This window comes from Acetanaerobacterium sp. MSJ-12 (assembly GCF_018917875.1).
GTDB classification, from domain to species: domain Bacteria; phylum Bacillota; class Clostridia; order Oscillospirales; family Ruminococcaceae; genus Bittarella; species Bittarella massiliensis.
This window is the reverse complement of record NZ_JAHLPK010000002.1, coordinates 23,558-49,043: the sequence shown is the minus strand read 5'-3', so window position 1 is coordinate 49,043 and position 25,486 is coordinate 23,558. Positions and strand designations below refer to the sequence as shown.

At 64.1% G+C, this 25,486-nt stretch carries 24 protein-coding genes, 1 rRNA gene and 1 riboswitch; of the genes, 10 read left to right on the top strand and 15 right to left on the bottom strand.

Annotated elements, in window-relative coordinates:
* Positions 1-48: 48 nt before the first annotated feature.
* The 4 genes from KQI11_RS02255 to fabD form a co-directional block, all read right to left on the bottom strand.
* Complete coding sequence (locus KQI11_RS02255) at positions 49-1,005, bottom strand: ROK family protein (RefSeq protein ID WP_216400936.1); 957 nt, start codon at positions 1,003-1,005, stop codon at positions 49-51.
* A 186-nt stretch (positions 1,006-1,191) separates the two neighbouring features.
* Positions 1,192-2,034, bottom strand: a complete 843-nt coding sequence (locus KQI11_RS02250) for an ATP-binding cassette domain-containing protein (RefSeq protein WP_216400935.1) — start codon at positions 2,032-2,034, stop codon at positions 1,192-1,194.
* Positions 2,035-2,713: 679 nt separating this feature from the next.
* Positions 2,714-3,178 (bottom strand): MarR family winged helix-turn-helix transcriptional regulator, encoded by a 465-nt coding sequence (locus KQI11_RS02245; protein ID WP_185915982.1) that lies wholly within the window; start codon positions 3,176-3,178, stop codon positions 2,714-2,716.
* A 35-nt stretch (positions 3,179-3,213) separates the two neighbouring features.
* Positions 3,214-4,140: an ACP S-malonyltransferase gene (fabD, locus tag KQI11_RS02240; RefSeq protein ID WP_185915983.1), complete on the bottom strand. Its 927-nt coding sequence runs from the start codon at positions 4,138-4,140 to the stop codon at positions 3,214-3,216.
* 375 nt (positions 4,141-4,515) lie between these two features.
* Here fabD and fabG point away from each other — a divergent pair, with 375 nt between their 5' ends.
* From fabG to KQI11_RS02200, 8 genes are all read left to right on the top strand, one after another.
* Entirely contained in the window at positions 4,516-5,277 is a 762-nt protein-coding gene (fabG, locus tag KQI11_RS02235; protein ID WP_216400934.1) for a 3-oxoacyl-[acyl-carrier-protein] reductase, read from the top strand.
* A 33-nt stretch (positions 5,278-5,310) separates the two neighbouring features.
* Positions 5,311-6,543 carry a beta-ketoacyl-ACP synthase II gene (gene fabF / locus KQI11_RS02230; protein WP_185915984.1) on the top strand — a complete coding sequence of 411 codons (1,233 nt, stop codon included), beginning with the start codon at positions 5,311-5,313 and terminating at the stop codon, positions 6,541-6,543.
* 103 nt (positions 6,544-6,646) lie between these two features.
* Positions 6,647-7,099 carry an acetyl-CoA carboxylase biotin carboxyl carrier protein gene (accB, locus tag KQI11_RS02225; protein ID WP_185915985.1) on the top strand — a complete coding sequence of 151 codons (453 nt, stop codon included), beginning with the start codon at positions 6,647-6,649 and terminating at the stop codon, positions 7,097-7,099.
* A 63-nt stretch (positions 7,100-7,162) separates the two neighbouring features.
* Complete coding sequence (gene fabZ, locus KQI11_RS02220) at positions 7,163-7,597, top strand: 3-hydroxyacyl-ACP dehydratase FabZ (protein ID WP_021658226.1); 435 nt, start codon at positions 7,163-7,165, stop codon at positions 7,595-7,597.
* 53 nt (positions 7,598-7,650) lie between these two features.
* Complete coding sequence (gene accC, locus KQI11_RS02215; protein ID WP_216400933.1) at positions 7,651-9,024, top strand: acetyl-CoA carboxylase biotin carboxylase subunit; 1,374 nt, start codon at positions 7,651-7,653, stop codon at positions 9,022-9,024.
* 3 nt (positions 9,025-9,027) lie between these two features.
* Positions 9,028-9,870, top strand: coding sequence for an acetyl-CoA carboxylase, carboxyltransferase subunit beta (accD, locus tag KQI11_RS02210; RefSeq protein WP_353653896.1), 843 nt, complete (start codon positions 9,028-9,030; stop codon positions 9,868-9,870).
* A gap of 12 nt (positions 9,871-9,882) precedes the next feature.
* A complete protein-coding gene (locus KQI11_RS02205; RefSeq protein ID WP_216400932.1) occupies positions 9,883-10,686 on the top strand; it encodes an acetyl-CoA carboxylase carboxyltransferase subunit alpha in 804 nt (267 codons plus the stop codon).
* 145 nt (positions 10,687-10,831) lie between these two features.
* Positions 10,832-10,919: riboswitch (cyclic di-GMP riboswitch) on the top strand.
* Positions 10,920-10,982: 63 nt separating this feature from the next.
* Complete coding sequence (locus KQI11_RS02200; protein WP_216400931.1) at positions 10,983-13,472, top strand: GGDEF domain-containing protein; 2,490 nt, start codon at positions 10,983-10,985, stop codon at positions 13,470-13,472.
* A gap of 74 nt (positions 13,473-13,546) precedes the next feature.
* On the opposite strand, the gene KQI11_RS13395 is transcribed toward KQI11_RS02200, so the two are convergent.
* From KQI11_RS13395 to KQI11_RS02170, 6 genes are all read right to left on the bottom strand, one after another.
* The gene (locus tag KQI11_RS13395; RefSeq protein WP_216400930.1) at positions 13,547-14,278 is read right to left on the bottom strand and encodes a GntR family transcriptional regulator; all 732 of its coding nucleotides are present in this window, start codon (positions 14,276-14,278) and stop codon (positions 13,547-13,549) included.
* A gap of 197 nt (positions 14,279-14,475) precedes the next feature.
* Positions 14,476-14,886, bottom strand: coding sequence for a CD225/dispanin family protein (locus KQI11_RS02190; RefSeq protein WP_216400929.1), 411 nt, complete (start codon positions 14,884-14,886; stop codon positions 14,476-14,478).
* 172 nt (positions 14,887-15,058) lie between these two features.
* Positions 15,059-15,793 carry an amino acid ABC transporter ATP-binding protein gene (locus KQI11_RS02185; protein WP_185915991.1) on the bottom strand — a complete coding sequence of 245 codons (735 nt, stop codon included), beginning with the start codon at positions 15,791-15,793 and terminating at the stop codon, positions 15,059-15,061.
* Positions 15,786-16,466: an amino acid ABC transporter permease gene (locus tag KQI11_RS02180; protein WP_216400928.1), complete on the bottom strand. Its 681-nt coding sequence runs from the start codon at positions 16,464-16,466 to the stop codon at positions 15,786-15,788. The genes KQI11_RS02185 and KQI11_RS02180 overlap by 8 nt, the downstream gene beginning before the upstream one ends.
* 144 nt (positions 16,467-16,610) lie before the next feature.
* Positions 16,611-17,411, bottom strand: a complete 801-nt coding sequence (locus KQI11_RS02175; protein ID WP_185915993.1) for a transporter substrate-binding domain-containing protein — start codon at positions 17,409-17,411, stop codon at positions 16,611-16,613.
* A gap of 70 nt (positions 17,412-17,481) precedes the next feature.
* Positions 17,482-18,375, bottom strand: coding sequence for an MBL fold metallo-hydrolase (locus KQI11_RS02170; RefSeq protein ID WP_185915994.1), 894 nt, complete (start codon positions 18,373-18,375; stop codon positions 17,482-17,484).
* Positions 18,376-18,690: 315 nt separating this feature from the next.
* Between KQI11_RS02170 and KQI11_RS02165 the strand changes: the two genes are divergently transcribed.
* Positions 18,691-19,905: a patatin-like phospholipase family protein gene (locus KQI11_RS02165; RefSeq protein WP_216400927.1), complete on the top strand. Its 1,215-nt coding sequence runs from the start codon at positions 18,691-18,693 to the stop codon at positions 19,903-19,905.
* 52 nt (positions 19,906-19,957) lie between these two features.
* On the opposite strand, the gene KQI11_RS02160 is transcribed toward KQI11_RS02165, so the two are convergent.
* From KQI11_RS02160 to rrf, 5 genes are all read right to left on the bottom strand, one after another.
* Positions 19,958-20,854: a hypothetical protein gene (locus KQI11_RS02160; RefSeq protein WP_216400926.1), complete on the bottom strand. Its 897-nt coding sequence runs from the start codon at positions 20,852-20,854 to the stop codon at positions 19,958-19,960.
* Positions 20,841-21,407: a hypothetical protein gene (locus tag KQI11_RS02155; protein WP_216400925.1), complete on the bottom strand. Its 567-nt coding sequence runs from the start codon at positions 21,405-21,407 to the stop codon at positions 20,841-20,843. Before KQI11_RS02155 ends, KQI11_RS02160 begins: the two co-directional genes overlap by 14 nt.
* Positions 21,394-21,843 (bottom strand): zf-HC2 domain-containing protein, encoded by a 450-nt coding sequence (locus KQI11_RS02150; protein WP_216400924.1) that lies wholly within the window; start codon positions 21,841-21,843, stop codon positions 21,394-21,396. The genes KQI11_RS02155 and KQI11_RS02150 overlap by 14 nt, the downstream gene beginning before the upstream one ends.
* A complete protein-coding gene (locus tag KQI11_RS02145; RefSeq protein WP_216400923.1) occupies positions 21,830-22,351 on the bottom strand; it encodes an RNA polymerase sigma factor in 522 nt (173 codons plus the stop codon). The genes KQI11_RS02150 and KQI11_RS02145 overlap by 14 nt, the downstream gene beginning before the upstream one ends.
* 1,215 nt (positions 22,352-23,566) lie before the next feature.
* A 5S ribosomal RNA gene (gene rrf, locus KQI11_RS02140) occupies positions 23,567-23,683 on the bottom strand.
* Positions 23,684-23,970: 287 nt separating this feature from the next.
* Here rrf and malQ point away from each other — a divergent pair.
* Complete coding sequence (gene malQ / locus KQI11_RS02135; RefSeq protein WP_216400922.1) at positions 23,971-25,467, top strand: 4-alpha-glucanotransferase; 1,497 nt, start codon at positions 23,971-23,973, stop codon at positions 25,465-25,467.
* The last annotated feature ends 19 nt before the right edge of the window (positions 25,468-25,486 follow it).

Below are 25,486 nucleotides of genomic sequence, written 5' to 3'. Positions count from 1 at the left end.
CCACACAAAAGTAAAGGCGGTATCGCAGAGTCGAAACCGCCTTTTTTCCTATTGTCCCTCCCTGCCCAGGAAGGCCGCGCCGATGATCCCGGCGTCGTTCCCCAAGGCCGCGGGGAGGACGCGGGTGTTCTGGGGGGAGTGGCGGGACATCACCACCCGCAGCGCCCGCTCCCGGATGGGGCTCACCAGCCGCTCCCCCTCCCGGGAGATGCCGCCGCCGATGGCGATCACCTCGGGTTGAAGGAGGTTGATGACATTGGCCACCCCGCAGGCAAAGTCGTCTATATAGCGCTCGAGCACCGCCTGGGCCGCCGCGTCGCCCCGGTCGGCCGCCTGAAAGGCCGTCCGCCCCGAGACCCTGTCCAGCCCGCCACAAAGCTGCCAGAGGAGGGAGTCCGGCGCCCCCTCCATGGCTTCGCGGGTGGTCTGGATGAGGCCGGTGGCGGAGCAGTAGGCCTCCATACAGCCCTCTCTGCCGCAGGTGCAACGCCTCCCCCCGGCGCGGATGACCATGTGCCCCAGCTCGGCCCCGCCGTAGCGAAAGCCCGACCAGATCTTCCCGCCCAGGATGATCCCCCCGCCGATGCCGGTGCCGATGGTGATCATCACCAGGCTGTCTGCATCCCGGCCCACCCCGGCCAAAAACTCGCCGTAGGCGGCGGCGTTGGCGTCGTTGTCCACATAGACCGGTTTGCCGGTGAGCGCCTGCAGCAGTTGCCGCACCGGCGCCCCTTGAAAGCCCAGATTGGCCGCCAGCTCCACCTGGCCGGCCGCCTTGTCGATCACCCCGGGGGAGCCTACGCCGATCCAGTCGATCGCCCCCTCCGCGAGGCCGGCCGCCGCCACCGCCTGGCGGTAGACGGCCGCCATGTCGGCGCAGATCTCCTCCGCCGGGCGAGGCGCCCTCGTCTTGGTCTCCGCCTTGGCGAGGATTTGGCAGCGCTCATCCACCACCCCCGCCACAATGTTGGTCCCTCCCAGGTCGATCCCCACATAGTAGGCCATGTCGCTTCCGTCCTTTCCCCGGGGCCGTCGTCGACCCCGCTCTCTCCCCTTCCCACTGCCCAACGGCAGAGAAAGGGCGCGCCGCAGAGGATTCCCGCGACGCCTCTTTTCCCTCTATTATAGAGAAAAACGCGCCCCGCCACAACCGGCTGTCGGCGCGTTTTTCATAAACTGCCAGCCCGGCAGTCAGATTTTTTTGATGAGGGCCATATAGCCGTCCTCCACAGTGGGCTCAGCTGGCCGCCCCTCTTTTACTGGGGTGGGGGCCAAAACCCGGAGCAGGGTCCCTTCCTCCCCTTCCAGCCGCTTCTCCACAAAGCTGCCCGCCGGCAGCTGCGCCGCCTCGGGGAGTAAAAACACCTTCCCGCGGGCCTTTTCCCGCACCTCGGCGTCGGTGCTGGAGGCGATGATTTCACCGCCGTCCATCACCAGGATGTGGTCGCACACAGCCTCCACGTCCTCCACGATGTGGGTGGAAATCAGGATGGTCCGCCCGCCCTTGATGGAGGAGACGATATTTTTGAAGCGCATCCGCTCCTCCGGGTCGAGACCGGCAGTGGGTTCGTCAAAGAGGATCACATCTGGCTCCCCCAACACCGCCTGGGCAATTCCCAACCGGCGGATCATCCCGCCCGAAAGGGCCCCCACCCGGTCCCCTGCCCGCTCGGTGAGGTTGACCACCTCCAGGCTCTTTTCAATGGCCGCCCGCTGCCCCTCTCGGGGGATATTTTTGAGGGTGGCGAAATACTCCAGCATGTTGTAGACCTTCAGCTCTTTGAAGAGGCCGAACTTCTGGGGTAGATAGCCGATGCGACCGGCAATGCCACCGTCCTTTGCCACATCTTTGCCGTCAAAGAGGATCTGCCCGCCCTGCAGGCCGTAGAGGCCGACAACACAGCGCATCAGGGTGGTTTTCCCCGCGCCGTTGGGGCCCAAGAGGCCGTAAACCCCCTCTCCGATCTCACAGGAGACCTCCCGCAAAACCTGTCTTTTTCGGAAATTTTTGCAGACGCCGCACAGCTGCAGCATATCTATCCCCCCTAAAAGGTGATTGGAGCGGGCGACAAGTCCCACAAGTGCCCTTCCTTTGGCTTTATCATACCACTTCAGCGGGCAGGCGGGCGGCGAACAGCCCCAATTCTCCCATTTGACGGTTTTGATGGGAAGCGATTGGCGCTTTTTCCCAAGAAAAAGGGAGCAAGAGAGAGCGCCTGGGGCATTTCTGTCCCAGGCGCTCTCTCTTGCAGTCTTATACCAAACCGCGGCGTCTCTACTGAAAGCGCGATCGGTCTGGAACTCCAGTATAGCCTTCTCCATTCATTTCTGTCAATCATTTTTCAGAAAAAACAGGGAAAAATGAAAATTTTGACCAAAAACGGTTAGACAGTCTCACATTTTGACCCTTTTCCAATGTCTTTTTGCCCCAGTTCACACCATTTTAACAAAATGCGGTCGCTGGGATCACACGGGGCGTCGACCGGCGTTCACAGGCCAATTCGGTTAAAAAGGGAAGTTTTTGCCGCACAGACCGGCAGCGGACGACAACAAAAGAGCCGTCGGCACCTCGCCCCCCGGCACTGTAACACGCGAACACGGCGACACAGCGACCGCACTCGCAGCCACTGTGTCGCCGTGTTTCACTGTGCCTATGTCGGCAATGAGGTAGGGCCGAACAGAGCAAATGGTCTGGGAGACCGGGGAGGGCCCGTCAGCTGAGGAGGGCGCCCCCCTCGGCAGACAGCTCCTCAAAAAAGCCGTTGACCTGCTCCAGCAGCCGGGTAAAGGCAGGCAGGTCGCTGGGTTCCAACCCCTGGGTGACCCGCGCCACCAGCCGCTGGTGAAACTCGCTGTGCAGCCGGCAGACCTCCCTCCCGGCGTCGGTGAGGGAGATATTGACCACCCGCCGGTCGACGCCGTCGCGCGCTTTGACCGCCAGCCCCTTGCGGCAGAGCCGCTCCGCCGAGGCGGTGAGGGTGGGGAGGGTGACCCCCAGGCTCTCGGCCACGTCCCCCATCCGCCGCGACCCCTCGGGCCCGATCTGGTCGAGGATGTGGATCTCGGTGATGGTCACCCGCCGGTCCTTGAGGGCGCTGTGGACAAACCCCTCCTCCACCGAGAGGATATTTTGAAAGATGGCGGTCAAAAAGTGGTTGATCTGCTGGGAACAGGGCACCCGCTCCCCTCCTCTCTCTGTTGGGTGTGGCCGTTTTAGGCCTGCTCGTCGAGAAACTTCTGCACGTCGGCCGCAGTCTGCAGATTTTTCACCTTCATCTCCCGGCTGATGCGGCGGCCGTTGCCGGTGAGCACCTTGCCGGGGCCGCACTCGGCCCCCAACAGGTGGCCGTCGCGCACCAGGTTCTCCACCGTCTTGACCCACTGCACCGGGCCCTTCATCTGCTGGGCCAGATGGGCGCGCAGGTCGGCGCCGGCGGGGATGGGCTCCCCGGTGCCGTTGGCGTAGACCGGCAGGGCCGGGTCGGCGAAGGCAAACCCCTCCAGCTCGGCGTAGAGGGCGTCGGAGGCGGGCTCCATGTACCGGGTGTGGAAGGCCCCGCTGACCTTGAGGGGCACCGTGCGGGAGGCCCCCGCCTCGGCACAGCGGGCGCAGGCCGCCTCCACCGCCGCCGGGTCGCCGGCAATCACCGTCTGCGCCGGGGAGTTGAAGTTCACCGGCAGCACATACCCCTCGATCTGCCGGCAGCAGTCGGCGATCTGTTCGGGGGTCAGCCCCATGACAGCGGCCATGGCGCCGCCCTGGGCGGCAGCCGCCTCCCCCATCAGGCGGCCGCGGGCGGCCACCAGGGCAAAGCCCTGTTCCAGGGTGCAAGCCCCGGCGGCGCAGAGGGCGCTGCACTCGCCCAGGGAGAAGCCAGCCGCCGCCTCAAAGGCGACCCCTCTCGCCCGCAGCACCTCGGTCACCGCCATCGAGTGGGCGAAGATGGCGAGCTGGGCGTTCTCGGTCTTGGCCAGGGTGGCCTCGTCCCCCTCGAAGCAGAGGGCGGCCAGGTCGCGGCCGGTGACCTGGCTGCCCAGGTCGAAGACCGCCTTTGCCTCGGGGTAGGCCTGGCAGAGGTCCTGCCCCATGCCGGTGAATTGGGCGCCCTGTCCGGGGAACAGCAGGGTGATTTGACTCATCGTTCATTCCTCCTATTATAAAAGGGGAGCCGGCGCTGCGACCGGCCGGCCTTCCCCCACAGCCCCCTGCAGAGGGCGGCAACAAGGCCCTTTTGGCAGCGGGGATCGGGAAAAAGTTGACAAACACTGTGGCCCCCATTATAATAAAAAACAATTAGTTTGTCAATCGAAGCATTTTTCGTGCCGCCGCGGTTGCCGGGAAATGTAAATTTTTTTTGCATCTTTTCGCGCAACCGGTACTGCCTCTGCCAATTTTATGGTAGAATGAAAAGAGGTTTTGCCGCCGGGAATCGCCCGGGGCGGCCCCGTTTCCCACCGCCAGTCGGCGGGGCGGGTGGACAAACCGATCATCCAGAAGAAACGAGGGTTTTGAGAATGGAACACGAGAATAAGCGCCCCCTGGCGCTGGTCACCGGCGGCTCCCGCGGGATCGGCGCCGCCATCTGCAAGCGGCTGGCGAGAGAGGGGTTTGACCTCATCATCAACAGCATCTCCCAGGAGGAGCTGGACCTGCCGGTCTCCCGGGAGACCATTGAGGCCTGCGAGGCGGCGGGCGCAAAGGTCGTCGCCAAACCCTGGGACGTCTCCGACTACGGCGCCTGTGAGCAGGCGGTGGAGGAGATCACCGCCGAGCACGGGCCGGTGGCGGTGCTGGTCAACAACGCCGGCATCACCAAGGACGGGCTGTTGCTGCGGATGAAGCCGGAGCAGTTCTCGGCCGTCCTCAACGTCAACCTCTACTCGGCCTTTTACATGAGCAAACTCTGCGCCAAGGGGATGACCCGGGCCCGCCGGGGGAAGATCGTCAACATCTCCTCGGTGGCCGGGGTGTACGGCAACGCCGGCCAGGCCAACTACGCCTCCTCCAAGGCGGGGCTCATCGGCCTGACCAAGACCATCTCCAAAGAGCTGGGCAGCCGGAACATCACCTGCAACGCAGTGGCCCCCGGCTTCATCGAGACCGCCATGACCCAGACCCTGCCCGAAAAGGTGGTGGAGGGGGCCAAGGCCTCCATCTCCCTGGGGCGCTTTGGCACCGTGGAGGACATTGCCGGGGCGGTGGCCTTTCTCTGCTCCCCCTCGGCCGACTACATCACCGGCCAGGTTCTCATCGTAGACGGCGGGCTGGCCATGTAGCCCCCATCCAGACAGAAAAGACGGAGGATTTGTATGAACCGCGTAGTGATCACCGGCATGGGGGCCATCACCCCCATCGGCAACGACATCGAGACCTTTTGGAAAAACCTGATTGCCGGCAAAAACGGCATCGGCAAGATCACCCATTTTGACACCGAGGGGTTCAAGGCCACCCTGGCCGCCGAGGTCAAGGATTTTGAGCCCACCGACTACATCGAGAAAAAAGAGGCCCGGAAGATGGACCGGTTCTGCCAGTTCGCGCTGGCAGCCGCCTGCCAGGCCATGGAGCAGAGCGGCATCACCCCCGAGAACACCGACCCCTACCGCTTCGGCACCATCGTGGGCTCGGGTATCGGCGGGATGGAGACCTTCTGCGAGGAGTTCGAGAAGTACTTCACCAAGGGCCCCGGACGGGTATCCCCCTTCTTCATCCCCACCATGATCTCCAACATGGCGGCGGCCCGCATCTCCATGCGCTTTGGGGCCAAGGGCGACAGCTACTGCCCGGTGACCGCCTGTTCCAGCGGGGCCCACGCCATCGGCGAGGCCTTCCGCCTGATCCGCCACGGCTACGCCGACTGCATGGTGGCCGGCGGGGCCGAGGCCTGCATCGTCCCCCTGGCCATCGCCGGGTTCTCCAACATGCACGCCCTCAACACCTCCGAGGACCCCGACGCCGCCTCGGTCCCCTTTGACGCCCGCCGCGCCGGGTTCGTCATGGGCGAGGGCGCCGGCATCCTGGTGCTGGAGAGCGAGGAGCACGCCAAGGCCCGGGGCGCCGAGATCCTCGGGGAGCTGGCCGGCTACGGCGCCTCTTCCGACGCCTACCACATCACCAGCCCCGACCCCTCGGGCGAGGCGGCCTGCCGCGCCATGCAGCTGGCCATGGCGGATGCCGGGGTCACCCCCGAGCAGGTGGATTACCTCAACGCCCACGGCACCGCCACCCCCATCAACGACGCCTTTGAGACAAACGCCGTCAAGCTGGCCTTCGGCGAGGCGGCGAAGGGGCTGCACATCTCCTCGACCAAGTCGATGACCGGCCACCTGCTGGGGGCCGCCGGCGGGGTGGAGGCCCTGGTCTGCGCCCTGGCGGTGCGCGACGGGGTCATCCCCCCCACCATCAACTACCGGGAGCCCGACCCCGAATGCGACCTGGACTACACCCCCAACGAGGCCCTGCACACCCCGGTGGAGGTGGCCCTGACCAACTCGCTGGGCTTTGGCGGCCACAACGCCACCATCGTCGTCCGGGCCTACCGGTAAAATTGTATCTCTAAAAAAGAGCGGGGCTGTCCCGCAGAGTTCGGCGCGGGGAAGCGTCTGGCCTCCCCCCTCGCGCGCCCCTTTTGGAAAGGTTGGAAACGCCATGGATATTCGCGAAGCGCAAAGCGCAGCCAGCGAGCTGCTTTCTCAGGCCAAGGCCCAGGGGGCCACGGCCGTAGAACTGCACCTGGGAGAGTTCTCCTTCAAGGCGGAGTTTGCCCCGCCGGTCTTTGCCGTCCCCGCGGCGGCCGCTGCCCCCGCCCCTCTGGCGGCCCCGCAGCCCGCCCCCGCGGCCGAGGAGCCCGCCGCCCCCGCCATTGAGGGGACGCCGGTCCCCTCCCCCATCGTGGGCACCTATTACAGCTCCCCCTCCCCCGAAGACGAGCCCTTCGTCACCGTGGGGCAGGAGGTAAAAAAAGGCGATGTCCTCTGCATCGTCGAGGCCATGAAGATGCTCAACGAGATCCAGAGCCCCTGCGACGGCAAGGTGGCCCGCATCTACCTGCAAAACGGCGAGCTGGTGGAGTACGGCCAGACGGTGATGGTCATTCAGTAAGACCTGGCAAATTTTCGCGGGGCCCCCGAGGGGGCCCCGCCTTGAGGAGAGGAAGCGGACAATATGAGCGATGTGTTGCTGACAAAAGAGCAGATCCAGGAGATCATCCCCCACCGGAACACCATGCTGCTGATCGACGAGATCACCGAGCTCGAGCCCGGGGTGCGGGCCGTCGGGCGGATGCACCTGAGCGGCGACGAGGTGTTCTTTGACGGGCACTTCCCCGGCTACCCCATCCTGCCCGGGGTCTTTACCATGGAGGCGCTGGCCCAGACCGGGGCGGTGGCCATCCTCTCCCTGCCCGAGTACAAGGGGAAGATCGGCCTCTTCGGCGGGCTGGACAAGGTGCGCTTTAAGGAGCCGGTCCGCCCCGGGGACACCCTGGAGCTGTCGGTGGAGATCATCAAGCGCCGGGGGCCCATCGGCATCGGCAAAGGGGTGGCCTACGTCAACGGCAAAAAGGCCGCCTCGGGCGAATTGACCTTTGCCATCCAGTAGCAAAAACGCCTTCGCCAAGCCATTTGATTCGAGCGCAATGGAGGTCTCTCGTTATGTTTTCTAAAATTCTCATCGCCAACCGGGGCGAAATTGCGGTGCGGATCATCCGCGCCTGCCGGGACATGGGCATCACCAGCGTGGCGGTCTACTCCACCGCCGACCGGGAGGCCCTGCACACCCAGCTGGCCGACGAGGCCATCTGCATCGGCGGGCCGCTGGCCAAGGACAGCTATCTCAACATCCGCAACCTGCTGGGGGCGGCCGAGGCCAGCGGGGCCGAGGCCATCCACCCCGGGTTCGGCTTCCTCTCGGAAAACCCCGACTTCGCCAAGGCCTGCGAGGACTGCGGCATCGCCTTTATCGGCCCCTCCAGCAAGACCATCTCCCTGCTGGGGGACAAGGTGGCTGCCCGCCAGACCGCCCGGGAGGCCGGGGTCCCGGTGACCCCCGGCTCCGACGGGGCGGTGGGAGAGTACCGGGAGGTGGAGCGGATCGCCCGGGAAATCGGCTTCCCGGTGATGCTCAAAGCCGCCTCCGGCGGGGGCGGCAAGGGCATCCGCAAGGTGGATGAGCCGGAGGAGCTGAAAAACGCCTTTATGGAGGCCGCCGCCGAGGCCGCCGCCAGCTTTGGCGACGGACGGGTCTACATCGAGAAGTTCGTGGCCGACCCCCGGCACATCGAGTTTCAGATCTTGGCCGATGCGTTCGGCAACACGGTGCACCTCTTTGAGCGGGAGTGCTCGATCCAGCGCCGCCACCAGAAGCTGGTGGAGGAGGCCCCCTCCTCCCTGCTGACCCCCGAAAAGCGCGCTGAGATGGGCGCCGCCGCCGTGGCGGTGGCCAAGCAGGCGGGGTACCGGGGGGCCGGCACGGTGGAGTTTTTGGTGGACGGGCAGGGGGATTACTACTTCTGCGAGATGAACGCCCGCATCCAGGTGGAGCACCCGGTCACCGAGCTGGTCTGCAGCCTCGACCTCATCGAGCAGCAGATCCGCATCGCCGCCGGGGAGGCGCTGGGCTTTGCCCAAAAAGACCTCGCCCTGCACGGCCACGCCATCGAGTGCCGCATCAACGCCGAGGACCCCTACCACAACTTCGCCCCCCGCCCCGGCACGGTGGAGGGGCTGCACGTCCCCGGCGGGCCGGGGGTGCGGGTGGACTCGGCCATCTACCAGGGCTACACCATCCCCCCCTACTACGACAGCATGCTCTCCAAGCTGATCGTCTGGGGGGAGAGCCGGGAGCAGGCCCTGGCGCGGATGAAGCGCGCCCTGGCCGAATACCTCTTTGACGGGGTCATCACCAACATCGACCTCTCCATGGCCATCATCAGTTCCGAGGCCTTTACCACCGGCAACTTCGACACCAACTTTTTGGAAAAGAGCGACCTCCTGGCCCAGTTTTCGCGCCAGGGAGAGGGGGAATAGACCGTGATCCTGGACATGTTCAAAAAGACCCGCACCGTCTCGCAGTTCCTCAAGCCGCAAAAGGACGAGGGCGACCCCAAAGAGGTGGTGGTCTGCAAGCGCTGCAAAAAAGAAGTGCTGCGGCAAAATTACGCCAAAAATCTGTTTGTCTGCCCCCTCTGCGGCCACTGCAGCCGGGTCTCGGCCTACGACCGCATCGCCATGACCTGCGACGAGGGCAGCTTTCGCGAACTCGACCGCAAGCTGCGCAGCGGCAACCCCCTCAAGTTCAAGGGCTATTCCGAAAAGCTGGAAAACCTGCGCAGCGCCACCGGCCTGCAGGAGGCGGTGGTCACCGGGGTGGGGAAGATCGGCGGCCACCCCGCCGCTGTCGGGGTGATGGACAGCCACTTTCTCATGGCCTCCATGGGCAGCGTGGTGGGGGAGAAGCTGGCCCGCCTCTTTGAGTACGCGGCCCGAAAAAAGCTGCCGGTCATCCTCTTCACCGCCTCCGGCGGGGCGCGGATGCACGAGGGCATCTACTCCCTGATGCAGATGGCCAAGGTCAGCGCCGCCGTGGGCCGCCACTCCCAGGAGGGGCTGCTCTACGTGACCGTCCTCACCGACCCCACCACCGGCGGGGTCACCGCCAGCTTTGCCATGCAGGGCGACATCATCCTCGCCGAGCCCCGGGCTACCATCGGCTTTGCCGGGCGCCGGGTCATCGAGGGGACCATCGGCGAAAAGCTGCCCAGCGGCTTTCAGTCGGCAGAGTTTCTCTGCGAACACGGCTTTGTGGACCGGATCGTCCCCCGCCCCGAGATGCGGGAGACCCTGCAAAAGATCCTGGCCATTCACAGCAAGTAAGGAGGGCGCGCCATGGCACCGAAAACCGCCTACGAGCGGATGCAGCTCATCAAAAATATCCACCGCCCCAGCGTGGAGCAGTACGTCTCCGCCCTGGTGGAGGACTTTATCGAGTTTCACGGCGACCGCGCCTTTGGCGACGACGCGGCCATCTACGGCGGCATCGGCCTGCTGGACGGCCGGGCCGTGACGGTGGTGGGCCACCGCAAGGGCCACTCCACCGAGGAGAACATCCGCTACAACTTCGGGATGGCCCACCCCGAGGGGTACCGCAAGGCCATGCGGCTGTTTGACCAGGCCGAGAAGTTTGGGCGGCCGGTCCTCCTCTTCGTCGACACCCCCGGCGCCTTCTGCGGGGTCGGGGCCGAGGAGCGGGGCCAGGGCGAGGCCATCGCCCGCTCGATCCAAAAGCTGATGTTCCTCAAGGTGCCGGTCCTCACCGTCATCACCGGCGAGGGGGGCAGCGGCGGGGCCCTGGGTCTGGCGGTGGCCGACCGGGTCTACATGCTGGAGAATGCCGTCTACTCGGTCATCTCCCCGCGGGGGTTCGCCTCCATCCTCTGGAAGGACCCCTCCAGGGAGGAGCAGGCCGCCGAGCTGCTGAAGATGACCGCCCCCGACCTGCTGGGCTTCGGCATCATCGACGGCATCATCCCCGAGCCAAAGGGCGGGGCCCACACCGACCCGGCCAAGACCTGCATCGCCGTCAAGGAGGTGCTGGTGCGGGAGCTGGAGGCCCTCTGCACCCAGAACACCCGCACCCTGCTGGACAACCGGTACCAGAAGTACCGCAGCATGGGGGTCTACGGCGGCTGACAGGTGAAAAGCGATTCCCTTTTCGGGCGGCGGATCGAGTTCCGCCGCCTTTTTTCACAATTTGTGAAAAGCCGACTATTTTTGGATAATATCCGTTGTTTCGCAGCGCCAAACTTGCTATAATACAGACATATCGATTTTCAACTGAACAGATGGGCAAACCGGGCGAAAGGCCGGGACGCAAAGCCACGGGCCTACCTCCCCCACAGGGGACAGGGCAGCCGGCTGCACCTCCCTCCCTTCCGTTTCGCACTGCGCCCATTGGGCGGACCAGTCAAAACAGGAGGGGATTTTTGATGTTTCGACACGGCAAGCGGGGGATCGCCCTCCTCTGCGCCCTTTTCTGTGCACTGCTCTGCCTGAGCGGGCCCGGCGCGGCCCTGGCGGCACAGCCCCAGGCCACCGCCACCGTGCGGGTGGGCTTCCCCATCCTGCCCGGTTTTTCCGAGAAGACCGCGGACGGGGAGTACACCGGCTACACCTACGAGTACTTACAGGAAATCGCCAAATACACCGGCTGGGAGTACGAGTTTGTCGAGGTCGAGGGGGATATCGACACCTCCCTCACCAAGCTGCTCGACATGTTGGCAGCTGGCGAGATTGACTTGATGGGGGGGATGCTCCGCAGCGAGCAGACCGAGGCGCTCTACGACTTTCCCGAGTACAGCGCCGGCACCTCCTTTGCGGTGCTGACGGTGCGCGCCGACGACAGCCGTTTCAGCGAGAGCGACTACTCGGCCCTCTCCAATATCCGGGTGAGGGCCCAGGCCACCGCCAAGCGGCGCATCCAGCACTTTAAGAGCTTTTGCGCGGCCAACAGCGTCGACGCCCAGGTGGTCACCTACCAGGGGGAAGAGACCTGGCTGCAGGCGCTGGAGAGCGGCGAGGTGGACGCCCTGTTGGAGGGGGACACCGCGGTGGACTCGGGGCGGCGGATCATCGCCCGTTTTGCCGAGAGCCCCCACTACTTTGCCACCACCAAGGGGAACACAGCCATCATCAGCGGCCTCAACACCGGCCTCGCCAAGATCCGCGAGGTGGACTTTCACTACGACACCCAGCTCTACGAGAAGTACTTTGGCGACAATGACGATCCGACCCTCTTTTTGAGCCAGGAGGAGCGGGACTACATCGCCTCCTGCGGCACCCTGCGGGCGGTCTACCCCGCCGGATGGGATCCCCTGCACCACCAGGAAAAGGGGGTGTTCACCGGGGTGAGCGCCACCCTGCTGGAACAGATCTGCCGCGAGACCGGCCTCTCCCTGGACTACCGCGAGGTGGGCAGCTACCAGGAGGGGGTGGAGATGGTCCAGTCGGGGGAGGCCGACATCCTCATCGGGGCGCCCCCCAACGCGGAGGCGGCCACCGAGGCCGGCCTCACCCTGACCCAGTCCTACCTGCCTCTGCAGCGCATTTTGGTGCGCGGCAACGCCACTGACCCCGGCAAGGAGAACCGGGCCGCCTGTCTGCGGGGCTATCCGGTGACCGACGAGCTGGCCGGACAGGAGCTGGTCTGGTACGACACCCCCGGGGCCTGCCTGCAGGCGGTGGAGCGGGGGGATGTCGATTCCTTTGTCACCAACTCCTACCTGTTGCAGCAGTACCTGCAAAACCGCTCCTACAGAAACCTCGTTTACTCCCCCCTGGACGACTCCAGCGCCGGGCTCTGCCTGGCGCTGCGCCGCCCGGCGGACACCACCCTGCTCACCGTGCTCAGCAAGGCCATCGGCAGCATTTCCGAGCGGGAGCGGCAGGACGCCGTCTTTCAAAACACCCTCACCACCCAGCCGAAGATCAGCCTGATGGGGCTGCTCTACGCCTACCCCCTGCAATCGGTGCTGGCGGTCGTCGCCCTCTTCGCCGTGGTGCTGGGGCTGGTCATCTTTTTTGTGCGCACCAAAATCCGCCACCAGCAGCGGCTGGTGCTGGACGGACAGCGCTACCGCACCATCGCCGAGCTCAGCGACGAATTCCTCTTTGAATACGACGTGCGGGCCGACGCCCTCACCGTCTCCGACAAGTTCGCCAAGGCCTTTGGCTGCGACCTCGTCATCCCCCACTACCGGGAGCGGGCGAAGGAGCTCTTCCCCGAATTGGTGGGGTGGGATGAGCAGGTGGCCAAACAGGCATTCGACCTCAACCAAAAATCGGTGCAGGCGGAGATCCGCTGTCCCCTAGCCGACGGCTCTTCCGCCTGGTTTTCCCTGCTGCGCATCTGCCTCTACGACGAGGAGGGACACCCCCTCTACTGCATCGGCAAGCTGCGCAACATCGAAAAGGAGCGGGCCGAGCGGGATTTCCTCCTCCACCGCTCCCAGACCGACGGACTCACCGGCCTCTACAACCGCAGCACCTGTGAAAGGGAGGTGCTGCGGCTGCTGGACGCCCTGCAGCCCGGCGAGACGGCGGCCTTTTTCCTGCTGGATCTGGACCGCTTCAAGTCGGTCAACGACCGATTTGGCCACCAGATGGGGGACGACATCCTCGTCGAGCTGGCCCGCTGCATGGAATCGTCCTTTGCCGGCGGGGTGCTGGGCCGGCTAGGGGGCGACGAGTTCATCGCCTGCCTGCCCGGGCAAAGCGCCGCCGCGGCCGCCCAGCTGGCCGAAGCCTTCTGCCGCCGGCTGGTAGAGCGCTGCGAAGACCGCCACGCGGGCATCAGCGCCAGCGTGGGCATTGCTATCGCCCGGCCGGGCGACACCTTTGAAGAGCTGTACCACCGCTCGGACAAGGCCCTCTACCAGGCCAAGGCGGAGGGGGGCAACACCTTCTCGCTGGACAGCTGATATCCCCCTGTTCTAGACAACGAAGAAAAGAGCGCCACTCCCCCATCGGGAATGGCGCTCTTTTTTTGTACGCTCTATCGGCCTGGGTCCTCCTGGTCGAGAACCACCGAGAACTGAAAGAGGTCGGCCCGGTAGAGGGACTTGACCACCTCCAGCGGCTGGCCGGTGTTGTCGGAGGTGACCGACTTCACCAAAAAGGCGGGGGCCCCCACCTTCTGTTCCAGGAGCACCGCCTCCTCCGGGCCCAGTAGGGCGATCTCCAGCACCTCTTCCGAGTGGACGGGGTAGATGTTTTTCAGCTTTTTCAGATAGCCGTAGGAAAAGACGGTGGCGGGGTCGCACTCCATCTGTCCCTCAAACCGGCTGAAGCTGCGAAAGGTCTCGTTGAGGACAGCGGGGGTGTCGTCGGCATAGCGCACCCGGTAGAGGCGGATGGCCTTCTCCCCCTCCCCCAGGTGCAGGTTTTCCCGCACCCGGGCCGGGGGCTCGTCCACCACCTCGTAGGCGAGCACCTTGGTGGAGGGGTTTTTGTTGTTGCGCTCGAACATGTCGGTAAAGCTCTGGATCCCCTGCAGCCGGTTGTCGATTTTCTGGTTGTAGACAAAGGTGCCCTTGCCCTGGCGGCGGCGGGCATACCCCTCCTCCACCAGGTCGTTGAGGACTCGGCTGGCCGTGTTGCGGCTGACGCCGTACTCCTCCACCAGCTGGGCCTCGCTGGGGAGCTTGTCGCCATTTTTGTAGATGTCTGCATCGATCTTGTGGATGATGTCCTGTTTGATCTGGTTGTATAAAAAGCTCTTGGCCACCCGCTCTGCTCCTCTCCTATCATCAGCGCCGCAGCGCACTACTCTATGTTATTTATTATACTCCATCTCTGCAACCGGTTGCCAGTCGTGTTTTCCCCATAGTTGACGACAAAAGTTTGGCGCAATTGCCAGGGGCAAAAAAGCGGGCCGCCCCCCAAAAGGGGAGCGGCCCGCCCGCCGGATGCACACAGACGTCGCTACCAGAACAGCCAGCCGAAGATGCTGCCAAAGCCCGCCAAAAGGCCAAAGAGCACCGCGATCAGCGGCGAGGCGGCGGCGAGGATGGTGAAGATCAGCGACCGGTTGGCCGCCGTGCGGGCCCCCGCCAGATCGCCCCGGCCCAGGGCGCCCTCGATTTGGGAGGCATAGACGATCCCCCCAATGCCGATGAGGCCAAAGGGGAAACAGAAAAAGCAGCCCAGCAGGGTGGCAAGGATGGAGAACACCAGGTAGGTGGTGCCCGACGGCGCGCCGGGGTAGACCGGCCGCGGGGGTGGCACCGGAGCGGCGCCATAGGGCGGCGGAGGCGGCGGCAAGGGGGCGCCGCACCGCTGGCAAAAACAGCAGTCGTCCTCCCAATGGGTGCCGCAGTGGGGACAAGTCTTCATCGCAGATCCCTCCTGTTTCACAGGGGGCCAAATCGCCCCCTTCTACCCCTTCAGGATACCGCAAAGCCGGTCGGGGCGCAACCGGCAAAAGGGCGCTAAAATGCGCACAAATTTCTTACAATTGCAAGGAGGGCCGCCGGGACGGCTTGTCTCGGCGGCCCTCCTTCACGTCTCAGAGGACCTTGCTCAAAAACTCCTTAGTGCGGGGGTGTTTGGGCGCCTTGAAAATCTCTTCGGGGGTCGCCTCTTCGAGGATCTGCCCCTCGTCCAGGAAGATGACCCGGGTGGCCACCTCTCTGGCAAAGCCCATCTCGTGGGTGACCACCATCATGGTCATCCCCGATGTGGCCAGTTCCTTCATGACGTCCAGCACCTCGCCCACCATTTCGGGGTCGAGGGCGGAGGTGGGCTCGTCAAAGAGCATGATCTGCGGCTCCATGGCCAGGCTGCGGGCGATGGCCACCCGCTGCTTCTGCCCGCCGGAGAGGGAGTTGGGGTAGCTGTCGGCCTTGTCGGCCAGCCCGACGCGCTCCAGCAGCTCCCGCCCCTTGGCCTCGGCCTCCTCCTGGGTGCGGCCCAGCACCTGCACCGGGGCCAGGGTGAGGTTTTTGAGGACGGTCATGTGGGGGAAGAGGTTGAAGTGCTGAAAGACAAAGCCCATCTTGGCGCGCTGTTTCTGCAGCTCTTTGGCACCCTTTTTGTCGCCGGTGTTGAGCACCTGGCCGTCGATGGTGATGGTGCCGCTCTCGGGCACTTCCAGCCCGTTGATGCACCGCAGCAAGGTCGATTTGCCGGAGCCCGAAGGGCCGATCAGGCAGATGATCTCCCCCTTCTCCACGTTCAGGTTGGCGTCTTTCACCGCCTGCAGGGAGCCAAAGCTCTTGTTGATGTGTTCGAGTTTAATCACTTTCAGCCAACTTCCTTTCAATCTTCTTGCCAAAGTGGGAGATGGTCAGGGTCAAAGTCAGGTAGACCACACAGGCCAGCGCCAGGGGGAGGATGAAGTTGTAGTACCGGGCGCCCAGCACCTTGGCGCTCTGGGTCAACTCCACCGCGCCGATGGTGGAAATCAGGGAGGAGTCCTTGATGAGGGTGACAAACTCGCTGACCAGGGGCGGCACGATCCGCTTAAAGGCCTGGGGGAGGATGATGTGGCGCATCATCCCGGTGTAGCTCAGCCCCAGGGCCTGGGCGGCCTCCCACTGGCCCCGGTCGACGGCCATGATGGCCGAGCGGATGAGCTCACAGGAGTAGGCGCCGCTGTTGATGCCCATGGCGATGATGCCGATGGCGTAGGGGTCGATGTTCACGGCCGAGCCAGTGATCGCCTTGCAGACGACGGGGAAACCCAAGAACCAGAAGAGGATCTGCACCAGCATGGGGGTGCCGCGGATAAACTCCACATAGACCGTGGAGATGGCCCGCAGGATCCTGCTCTTGGAGATGCGGGCCGCCGCCGCCAGAATTCCCAGCACCGTGCCGGCCAGCAGGGCGCAGACGGCGATGATGATGGACCAGCCGGCGGAGCGGGCCATAAACAGCAGATTGTCTGCCGTAAAAATCTTTTGGACAATATCCATAATCAGAACAATCCTTTACTCAAGTAGTCGGCGGCGGACGCCCCGAGACGGCGAGAGGACAGGCCCGGGGGCCTGCCTCCACTGTTCGCCGGGGGACACGGGGCCCTCCCGCTTTAAAAGTTCACTTCTCGCGGGGCGAGGCGCTTAGCCCTCGATCTCCCACTTGTCTTTGAGCTGTTGGGGCGCATCGGAAGCCAGGAACTGGGCGATGGCGCTGTTGATCTCTTTGAGCAGCTCGTTGTTGCCGTTTTTGACAATGATCTGGTTCTCCTCTTTCACCAGGGGGTCGCCGAGGATCTCCAGGTTGCTGTTGGCGGCCACATAGTTCTTGGCCACCTGGCCGTCGCAGACCACCGCGTCCAGGGCGCCGGTCTTCAGGGCCTCAAACATGACGGTGTAGTCGCCAGGGCTGGAGACTTTGGCGTCTTTGATGTTCTCCTCGGCGGCCTTGGCGCCGGTGGTCTCGGTGCCGGCGCCGATCTTCTTGCCGGTCAGGTCTTCCAGGTTCTTGTAGCCGGACTCCTTGCTGACCACCACCAGCTGCTCGCTGGTCAGGTAGGTGTCGCTGAAGAGGCAGTCGCGCTCGGGGTCATAGGTGAAGGCGGAGATGCCCACGTCGATCTGCCCGGCCTGCAGGGCGGTGATGATGCTGTGGAAGTCCATGTTCTTGAACTCCAGCTCGATGGGCTGGCCGTCTTTGCCCATGTACTTGGCCAGTTCGTTTGCCATGTCCACGTCAAAGCCCTCGACCTTGCCGTCGTTGCCCAGGGACTCGTAGGGCGGGTAGTCGGCGGAGATGCCCACCACCAGTTTGCCGGGGGTCATGACCTCTTTGTCGTAGGCCTTGCCGGTGCCCTCGGTCTTTTTGCCGCCGCAGCCGGCCAGGGACAGGGCGCCGATGCTCAGCGCCAGGGTGGTCGCCAGAATTTTCTTGATTGCATTCATCTTTTGTTTCTCCTCTCAATGTGCGCCGGGCTTTTCTCTCCCCGGCTCTTTATAGAAATGGGATCGCGGCTTACAGGGTGACGATGCAGAAGCCGTCAAAGGTGTACTTTTTCAGGTGGTTTTCGTCCTCCTGGTAGGGCAGGTCGCCGGTCTCGATGGCGGCAAAGGCGTCGGCCACCTGGCCGAGGGTCTTGCCCTCTCTCATGGGCTCGTTGTGGGAGCAGATGAGGGTGTAGTCGCCGTACTTGGCGGCCACCTCCTCCATGGTCTTTTTATAGGTGTCGATGACCGATTTGAGCCCGTCGTGGGAATCCAGGTGGGCGTAGAGGGTGGCGGGGTAGAAGGTGTCGCCGGTGAAGAGCAGCTTGTTTGCGTCGTCGGCGAGCATGATGCTGTCGGGCGAGTGCCCGGGGGTGTTGAAGGCGGTGAGCACCCGGCCGCCCAGGTCAAACTGGTGCCCGTTCTCGATGGGCACGTAGTTGCAGGGCTTGATGGCGTACTCCTCGGGGACGAAGTCGGCGGGGTAGGGGATCCAGTTGGAACCGGGTTTCAAGTTGTCCTCCACCTCCTGGTGGGTGAGCCCCTCTTTCATCCGTCTGATGGCGCCGGGGTGGTTGTAGATGTGCACCTTTTCAAACATCCAGTTGCAGCCGATGTGGTCGAAGTGGCTGTGGGTGTTGACCACCACCAGCGGCTTGTCGGTGAGGAAGTCCACCACCTTTTTGATGTTGCCCATCCCCATGCCGGTATCGATGAGGAGGGCTTTCTCACCGCCCAGGACCAGGTAGGAGATGACCTCCTGGAAGTGGCCCGGCTCGTAGATGGCGTAGACGTCGTGAGGCAATCTGTAGACCGAGAACCAGGGGTCGGGCTGCTCGACTGCTTCCAGGGTCGCGTACTGGGGTCTGGGCAGCGCCTCGTACCAGGCATCTGGCTGAACGGCGTCGGCAATCTTTTCGGGCATGAGAAATTCCTCCTTGTGTGTTTTGGGGTGCTGTCCCCTTTGTTCGGGGGAGTGCATGTATAATTATACGCAAGCATTACCCGTTTGTCTACCCCTTTTCCCCTCTTTTCCCGCCTATTATTCGCAATAAAATGCCTTTTGTTTTGTGCGAAACGGCAAAAATATAAATTTATACGGCATATTATTCATTTTTAATGCATCCTCTGTATATTTTCGCCCCCGCAAAAAGGGCGGCCGATCGGGGCAGACTTGTGGTAGAATAAAGTCAAACAGCCCACTCTGCAGAGTCGGGCGGCTACAGAGGAGGGCGACGGCATGCGGGGACTGGTGCTGTCCGGCGGCGGGGCCAGGGGGGCCTATGAGATCGGGGTATACCGGGCCCTGGCCGAGGAAGGAGGGCTCTCCTTCGGAGTGGTGACTGGCACCTCGGTGGGGGCGCTCAATGCCGCCCTCATCGCCCAGGGCGACCTGGACCGGGCGGAGGCCCTCTGGCGGCAGATCACCACCGAGGCGGTGCTGCAGTTGGACGCGGCGTCCCTGGGCGCCCTTCCGCCTGCCGAGGCGGTGACCACCGCGGTGGGGTTTGTCAGCCAATACCTGCAAAACGGCGGCGTCGACACCTCTCCCCTCAAGGCCCTGCTGGAGGGCTGCATCGACGAGGGGCGGGTGCGCCGCTCCCCCACCGAGCTGGGGCTGGTGACGGTGGAGTACCCCACCCTCAAGCCCTGCACCCTGCTCTGCCGCGACATCCCCGCGGGCAGGCTCATCGACTACCTGATGGCGTCCAGCTCCCTCTTCCCCGCCCTACAGCGGTGGGAGATCGACGGCAAATTTTACATGGACGGGGGCTACTACGACAACCTGCCGGTGGAGCTGGCCAGCCGCTGTGGGGCCGACGAGATCTGGGCGGTGGACCTGCACGCCCCCGGCGTCAAGCGGCCGGGCAGTCTCAAGCGCGCCCGGGTCATCGACTGCTACTGGGACCTGGGGCCGGTGCTGGACTTCTCCCCACGGCAGGCCCGCCACAACCTGGCGGTGGGGGCCCAGGACGGGCGGAAGGCCCTGGGGCTGCGCGACGGGTTTGCCTACACCTTTGCCCGGGGGGAGGGGGACGCCCTCCTCCCCCTGCTGCGCATCACCCGGGCCGAGTTGGAGGCGCTGCTTGGCGGCCTCTCCCCCCTGACCCGCATCGGCCTGCAGCGCGCGGTGCGCACCCTCTTTCGCCCCTACGGCTACCGGTTGCGCAGCTACGAGGACATGGCCCTGCGCTGCGCCGAGGTGGCGGGGGAGCTCTTCTCCGTCCCCCACACCCCCACCTACACCGCCGCCGGCTTTCTGCACTCCCTGCGGGCGCGCAGGGCGGTCTGGGCCAGGCGGAAAAAGCGCTCCCTCTCCCAGGAGGCGGCGCTGCGGATGGCGGGGGAGCTGCGCAACCCCCTGGACATCGCCAAGCTGGGGACGGTGATCCCCAAGGAGGCCATTGCCGCCGCCTTTCTCTACGTTCTCGACCGGGCGGACCAGCGAGGATGAGCGTCAAAAAGCCCTCTGCCGACCGGCAGAGGGCTTTTCTCTATAAATGGCGCTAGTCGACTTCGCCGACGGGATCGCCGTGGACGACGACCTGTTTTTCCAGCAAGTCGGTGCGCATGTGCAGCTGGAACTGATCCTGCACCTGTAAGCTGTAGGCGACCCGATTTCCCTCGGCGCTGAAGGAGATTCGGTCCATCCGCACCCCCAGCGCGTCCAGTTGGTCCAGTATCCCCCGCACGGCGGTGGCAAAGGCCAGCTTGTCGGCAAACTCGCCCTGCAATCTCAGGTCCAGGTGCACGCTGTCCAGGTCGCCCAAATCGCCGGCGGAGAACTCCTCCCCCACCTGGGGGTCGCGGATGTCCACCCAGACGCTCATCCCGGCGATCTGCACGTCGCCCTTCAACTGCTCGTACAGCTGGTCTTCCAGCTGGCGCTCCACCCGCCGCTCGGCCATCGCCCGCTGGGGGGTGTAGTAGTCCAGCAGGGGGGTAGCGGCCGCCGCCCCCACCCCTGCCAATGTCAGCATGAGGCAGAGAAAGCCGCTGAGAAAGTCGTACTTGAACCGCTCTCCCCGCAAAATCACGTGGGAGGCGATGATTTCCAGCCCCAGGGCCACCAGTAGCAGCGGGGCCCAGCGCAGGGCGCTCAGGAGATGGAAGTTGGGGATCACCAGGTTGAGGATGGCCAGGGCGCCGGCATAGATAAGGGCCAGCCCCAGGCTGAAGGTGCCCACCCGGCGCCGCTTGTCGCGGGGCGGGACCGGGTAGACCGGCACCTGCCCCACAGGCGCGCCGTATCCGGGGCCCTGCCAGGGGCCGCCATTGGGGGGCGGGGTCTGGCCGCCGGGCACAGGGCCCGACTGGGGATCGCCGGCCCCCTCCTGCCGGGGAGCGCCCGCGGCAAAGGGCTCCTCTCTGCGCTCGTCGCGGGGGGTGCTATTCTCCGTCATGCTCGCTCTCCTCCTCTCCTTGATAGGGGACAAAGGGAATCTCCTTCTCCCGCTTGTTCCGGCCGATCACCAGATAGAACCCCAAGGCGATGACCGCCAGCGCCACCACCAGGGTGGGCAGGCTGTTGACAATGTCCCAGAACAGGCCCGAGTGGGCCAGGACCCGCCGCAGGTAGGGCATCAGCAGATTGTCCAGCAGCACATACAGCCCCAAGGCGATGCAGCCCAGGCCGACCCAAATCTGGGTCTTGCCGCCCAGCCGCTTTTTCAGCCCCTCCATGTCGCTGGGCTTCCAGAGGAAGTCGTCGCAGGCGCGGCGGTACTGCAGGGCGTCGTAGGGAAGGCTGCCCAGGTTCATGGCGTCGAAGAAGGCGTAGAACCAAATCACCGGGATGGCAAAGAGGAAGAGCCCGATGTTCAGCCACCCCGCAACGGCGATGGCTCCAAAGAAGAGGGCCATCAGCGAGACGCCGCGGCGCATCAGCCCCAGATACATCTGCCCCGCGCCGGGGAGGAGGGACCAGAAGAAGGTCAAAAATTTACTCTTTCTCATTTTGAAATACCTCTCTCAAATCAAATTGGTTCATCAGGTCGCCGGTCTTCTGGCTCACCTGATCCACAAAGGCCGCGGTCTGCCGGGCCAGGGAGGGGACGTCCTCCCCCTCAGTGCGGGACCAAAAGCTGCCGGTAAAGACCCCCGACACCCAAAAGACAATGGCCAGACAGGCGGCCACCGCCATGGTGCCCCACTGGCGCAGCCGGAGGCGGCGCTCCCGCCGGCGCAGGGTCTCCATCACCCGGGGAGCGACCGGCTCCCGCGGGGTCAGCAGCCCTTCGGGGGAGAGCAGCGCGCTGTAGGCGGCCACACAGCGGTCACAGCTGGCCAGGTGCTCGGCCACTTCGAGGCGGCTCTCCTCGGGCAGGCCACCGGCCTGCAAGGCCGCAAGGGCCTGGCCGGTCAGGTGTCCATCTCGGTCAAACAGCGTCATCTTCCCTCTCCCCTTCCAGTTGTTTTTTCAGTCGTTCCCGCCCTCTGGCCAGCTGGGTCTGCACCGTTTTCAGGGGGCGACCCAGGGTGATGGCGATCTCGGTGGCGGTCCTCTCCTCTAGTAGGGAGAGGGCCAGCACGCTGCGGTAGGGCTCTTTCAGCCCCTCGATGGCGGCGGCCACCCGCTCCCGCGACTCCTGCTCTATGTACTGCTGATCCGGCGGCGGGGATGGGTCGGCCACCGCTGCGGCCAGCGCCCCCTCGCCGTCGAGCTGGGTGCGGCGGCGGTAGCTGTTCTTTAAAAAGTCCTTGGCCTTGTTGGCCGCCACCCGACAGAGCCAGGGGCGGATGTGTTTGCCCTCGCAGTTGTCGACAAAGCGATAGGCCGCCAAAAAGGTCTCCTGGGTCAGGTTCTGCGCTTCCTGGTAATCCTCCACCAGCTGGTAGCAGACAGTGAATACCAGGTTTTGGTACTGCTTCATCAGCTCTTCAAATTCGCTCTCCCGCATCCCTGGCATTCCCTCCTTTCAGGCGGCTCTGTCTATAAAACGATCGAGGGTCGCCCCTGTCTTCAACTTTTGCAAATTTTTTTATTTTTTGTGCGCGGATCCCTAAAAGTGGGCTTCTGTCGGATGGCAGCGCGCCGCCGCGGGTCCTCCCGCTGCCCGGCCGCACCCACAGCGGCCGGACAGCGGGGCACGGGGCAGGGAAAAGCGAAGTCCCCCCTCCCGCTTTGACAAGTGTTCCCCCGCCCTCCCTTCCCGGAGCGGCAACTGGAGGACCGGTCGGAAAGGGGGAGGGGCTAGCCGGGGGGAAGCGAGAGGGGACGGCAATTGGGAAAAACAGGGCTCTAGTGGGAAGAGCTGGTGGCCAAAAACCACCAGGAAAGACAAATCCCACAGCCGGAGAAATAAAAACTCAACCGAAGATGCACGAGCTTTGGCCGAAAAGGGAAAAAGCCGATTGGGGGAAGCGAATCCCTGCCAGAGAGGGTAAATTTTAAATAGGAAGGGTGAACGCCCAGACAGGGGGCGAAGCCTGGCCAGAGGGGACGGATCCCAGCCGAGATGGGCGAAGCCCAGCTGGAAAAGGCGATCCCTCTAGCTGGGGAAACGAGCGTTCAACCGAAGAGGAAAGAGGTTTGACCGAGAAGGGAAAAGGCCGACTGGGAAAAATGAGGTCCTGCCGGAGAAGAGAGACCTCAACCAGAAAGGGCCAAAGTCCAACTGAGAGAACGAGTCCCGGTCGAAAAGGATCCAAACCTGGCCGGGAGAATGGGGCCCAATCCGAGATGAGCGATGGTCCAGACAAAAGCCGAAATCTAGCCAGAGAGGGCCAGGCCCAATCAAAAGGGGAGAAGGCCCTGTCCGGGGAGAACAGCGCTCTTTTCCCCACTCAAAGCCCCGGCAGACGGGCTTGCCATATCTCCCTCGCTCTTCCAGCAGCCGCCCCCCTTTTGAAGCTCTCCCGCCGGGCGGGCGCAGCGCCACAGATGGGCAGGGCGAACAGCGAACGGCGCAGCCCCGGCGCCCCCGCCACCAAAATCGCTCAACCCGCACAATTGCGCTTGACGACGGCACTTCCCTCGCACTCTGCAATCCAGCGCCTGACAGATGAGGCCGCGGCCCCCGGCGCGCGCTGGGGACAATACTGGTACAGGAAGGGGAAAAGGGAAAGAGGGAGAAAAACAAAAAAAAGCGGCCTGCTTTCACAGGCCGCTTTTGTGTCGGCATCGCCCTATTTTCCCAGGCAGCTTCCCGCCAAGTATCTTCAGCGCTGCGTAGCTTAACTTCCGTGTTCGGGATGGGAACGGGTGGATCCTACGCGCCATCAACACCGACTGTCTTTGACGGTGTTTACTATACCACATCTCCCCTACTTTGTCAACCACATCTCCCCTTTTTTGGTCGCTCCTTCCCCCCGCCCTTAGCGCCCCCGAAAATGCCTCCCAGATATTGACTTGCAGGGGAAAAAGCCGTAGAATAAAATAAACAAATTAACGGTTCTCGCCTTTTGTGTTTTCGTGTAACACGTACAAATATATTCCAAGTTTTTTGGCATATTCCTATATGAGCGGGGTTTTCTCTGCTCTTTTTGCAATTGGCGGCGCCTTTTGAGGAGCGTATTCATGGAACGAAGCAGCGGCATTTTGTGCCCTGTCACCAGCCTTCCCTCGCCCCACGGCATCGGCACCCTGGGGCGGGCGGCCCGGGATTGGGTCGACTTTTTGCACCGCAGCGGGCAGCGGTGGTGGCAGGTACTGCCCATCGGCCCCACCAGCTACGGGGACTCCCCCTACCAGCCCTTTTCGGCCTTTGCCGGCAACCCCTATTTCATCGACCTGGACACCCTGGCGGAGGAGGGTCTCCTCCGCCCAGAAGAGGCGGCGGCCCCCGACTGGGGAGACGACCCCCAACAGGTGGACTACGGCCGCATCTACCAGCACCGGGAGGGGGTGCTGCGCGCCGCCTACCAGCGGGCCAAAAAGCAGACCGATCAGTCGGGCTTCCTCGCCTTTTGTCGCAAACACATCCACTGGCTGGGGGACTACGCCCTCTTCATGGCCCTCAAGGGCCATTTCGGCGGCCGCCCCTGGCAGGAGTGGGAGGAGGACATCCGCCTGCGGGAGCCCGCCGCCCTGCGCCGCTACCGCACCCTTTTAAAGGATGACATCGCCTACCACAAATACCTGCAATACCTCTTTTTTAAGCAGTGGGCCGCCCTCAAGGAGTACGCCGCCGCCCAGGGGGTGGGCATCATCGGCGACATCCCCCTCTACGTGTCCATGGACTCAGCCGACGTCTGGTCCAATCCCCAGCTCTTCTGGCTGGACGAGGAGCGGCAGCCCCGCTTTGTGGCCGGCTGCCCGCCCGACTACTTCTCCCCCACCGGCCAGCTCTGGGGCAACCCCCTCTACGACTGGGAGCGGATGAAGCGCTCGGGCTACCGCTGGTGGATCCAGCGGCTGGGACTGCAGCTGCAGTGCTGCGACCTGGTGCGCATCGACCACTTCCGGGGCTTTTCCAGCTTTTGGGCCATCCCCTTTGGGGACGAGACCGCCCAGGGCGGCCACTGGGAGACTGGGCCGGGCCTCCCCTTCTTTCAGGCGCTGAAAAAGGCGCTGGGCGACGACCTGCCCCTGATTGCCGAGGATCTGGGCTACCTGACCCCCGACGTCCACAAGCTGCTGGAGGCATCCGGCTTCCCGGGGATGAAGGTGCTGCAATTCGCCTTTGACGGGGGGAGCGACAACGCCTATCTCCCCCACAATCACCGGGCAAACAGCGTGGTCTACATCGGCACCCACGACAACGACACCCTGGCCGGCTGGTTTGAAAAGGCGGGGGAACACACCCGCCGGTACGCCGCCGACTACCTGGGCTTTTCGCTGGAAGTGGGGTGCAGCGCCCCCTTTCTGCGGGCCGCCCTCGCCAGCGTCTGCGACCTCTGCATCTTTCAGGTGCAGGACCTGCTGGAACTGGGGAGCGAGGCGCGGATGAACACCCCCTCCACCACCGGCGGCAACTGGTGCTGGCGGCTGACCCCCGGGGCCCTGGGCCCCGAACTGGCAGAGTCACTTTGTCAAAAGACAGCGGCGTATGGGCGGTTGCCCGCCGGCCGCTGAGGGAATACACCTCTCTTTT

Coding starts and splice junctions, on each gene's coding strand:
- KQI11_RS02145 (WP_216400923.1), bottom strand. CDS start 22,351: ATGCGGGAGAGCGAATTTGAAGAGCTGATGAAGCAGTACCAAAACCTG.
- fabZ (WP_021658226.1), top strand. CDS start 7,163: ATGAGCGATGTGTTGCTGACAAAAGAGCAGATCCAGGAGATCATCCCC.
- KQI11_RS02255 (WP_216400936.1), bottom strand. CDS start 1,005: ATGGCCTACTATGTGGGGATCGACCTGGGAGGGACCAACATTGTGGCG.
- KQI11_RS02180 (WP_216400928.1), bottom strand. CDS start 16,466: ATGGATATTGTCCAAAAGATTTTTACGGCAGACAATCTGCTGTTTATG.
- KQI11_RS02150 (WP_216400924.1), bottom strand. CDS start 21,843: ATGACGCTGTTTGACCGAGATGGACACCTGACCGGCCAGGCCCTTGCG.
- fabD (WP_185915983.1), bottom strand. CDS start 4,140: ATGAGTCAAATCACCCTGCTGTTCCCCGGACAGGGCGCCCAATTCACC.
- KQI11_RS02160 (WP_216400926.1), bottom strand. CDS start 20,854: ATGACGGAGAATAGCACCCCCCGCGACGAGCGCAGAGAGGAGCCCTTT.
- KQI11_RS02250 (WP_216400935.1), bottom strand. CDS start 2,034: ATGCTGCAGCTGTGCGGCGTCTGCAAAAATTTCCGAAAAAGACAGGTT.
- KQI11_RS02165 (WP_216400927.1), top strand. CDS start 18,691: ATGCGGGGACTGGTGCTGTCCGGCGGCGGGGCCAGGGGGGCCTATGAG.
- KQI11_RS02190 (WP_216400929.1), bottom strand. CDS start 14,886: ATGAAGACTTGTCCCCACTGCGGCACCCATTGGGAGGACGACTGCTGT.
- malQ (WP_216400922.1), top strand. CDS start 23,971: ATGGAACGAAGCAGCGGCATTTTGTGCCCTGTCACCAGCCTTCCCTCG.
- KQI11_RS02200 (WP_216400931.1), top strand. CDS start 10,983: ATGTTTCGACACGGCAAGCGGGGGATCGCCCTCCTCTGCGCCCTTTTC.
- KQI11_RS02170 (WP_185915994.1), bottom strand. CDS start 18,375: ATGCCCGAAAAGATTGCCGACGCCGTTCAGCCAGATGCCTGGTACGAG.
- fabG (WP_216400934.1), top strand. CDS start 4,516: ATGGAACACGAGAATAAGCGCCCCCTGGCGCTGGTCACCGGCGGCTCC.
- KQI11_RS02205 (WP_216400932.1), top strand. CDS start 9,883: ATGGCACCGAAAACCGCCTACGAGCGGATGCAGCTCATCAAAAATATC.
- KQI11_RS02175 (WP_185915993.1), bottom strand. CDS start 17,411: ATGAATGCAATCAAGAAAATTCTGGCGACCACCCTGGCGCTGAGCATC.
- KQI11_RS02155 (WP_216400925.1), bottom strand. CDS start 21,407: ATGAGAAAGAGTAAATTTTTGACCTTCTTCTGGTCCCTCCTCCCCGGC.
- fabF (WP_185915984.1), top strand. CDS start 5,311: ATGAACCGCGTAGTGATCACCGGCATGGGGGCCATCACCCCCATCGGC.
- accB (WP_185915985.1), top strand. CDS start 6,647: ATGGATATTCGCGAAGCGCAAAGCGCAGCCAGCGAGCTGCTTTCTCAG.
- accC (WP_216400933.1), top strand. CDS start 7,651: ATGTTTTCTAAAATTCTCATCGCCAACCGGGGCGAAATTGCGGTGCGG.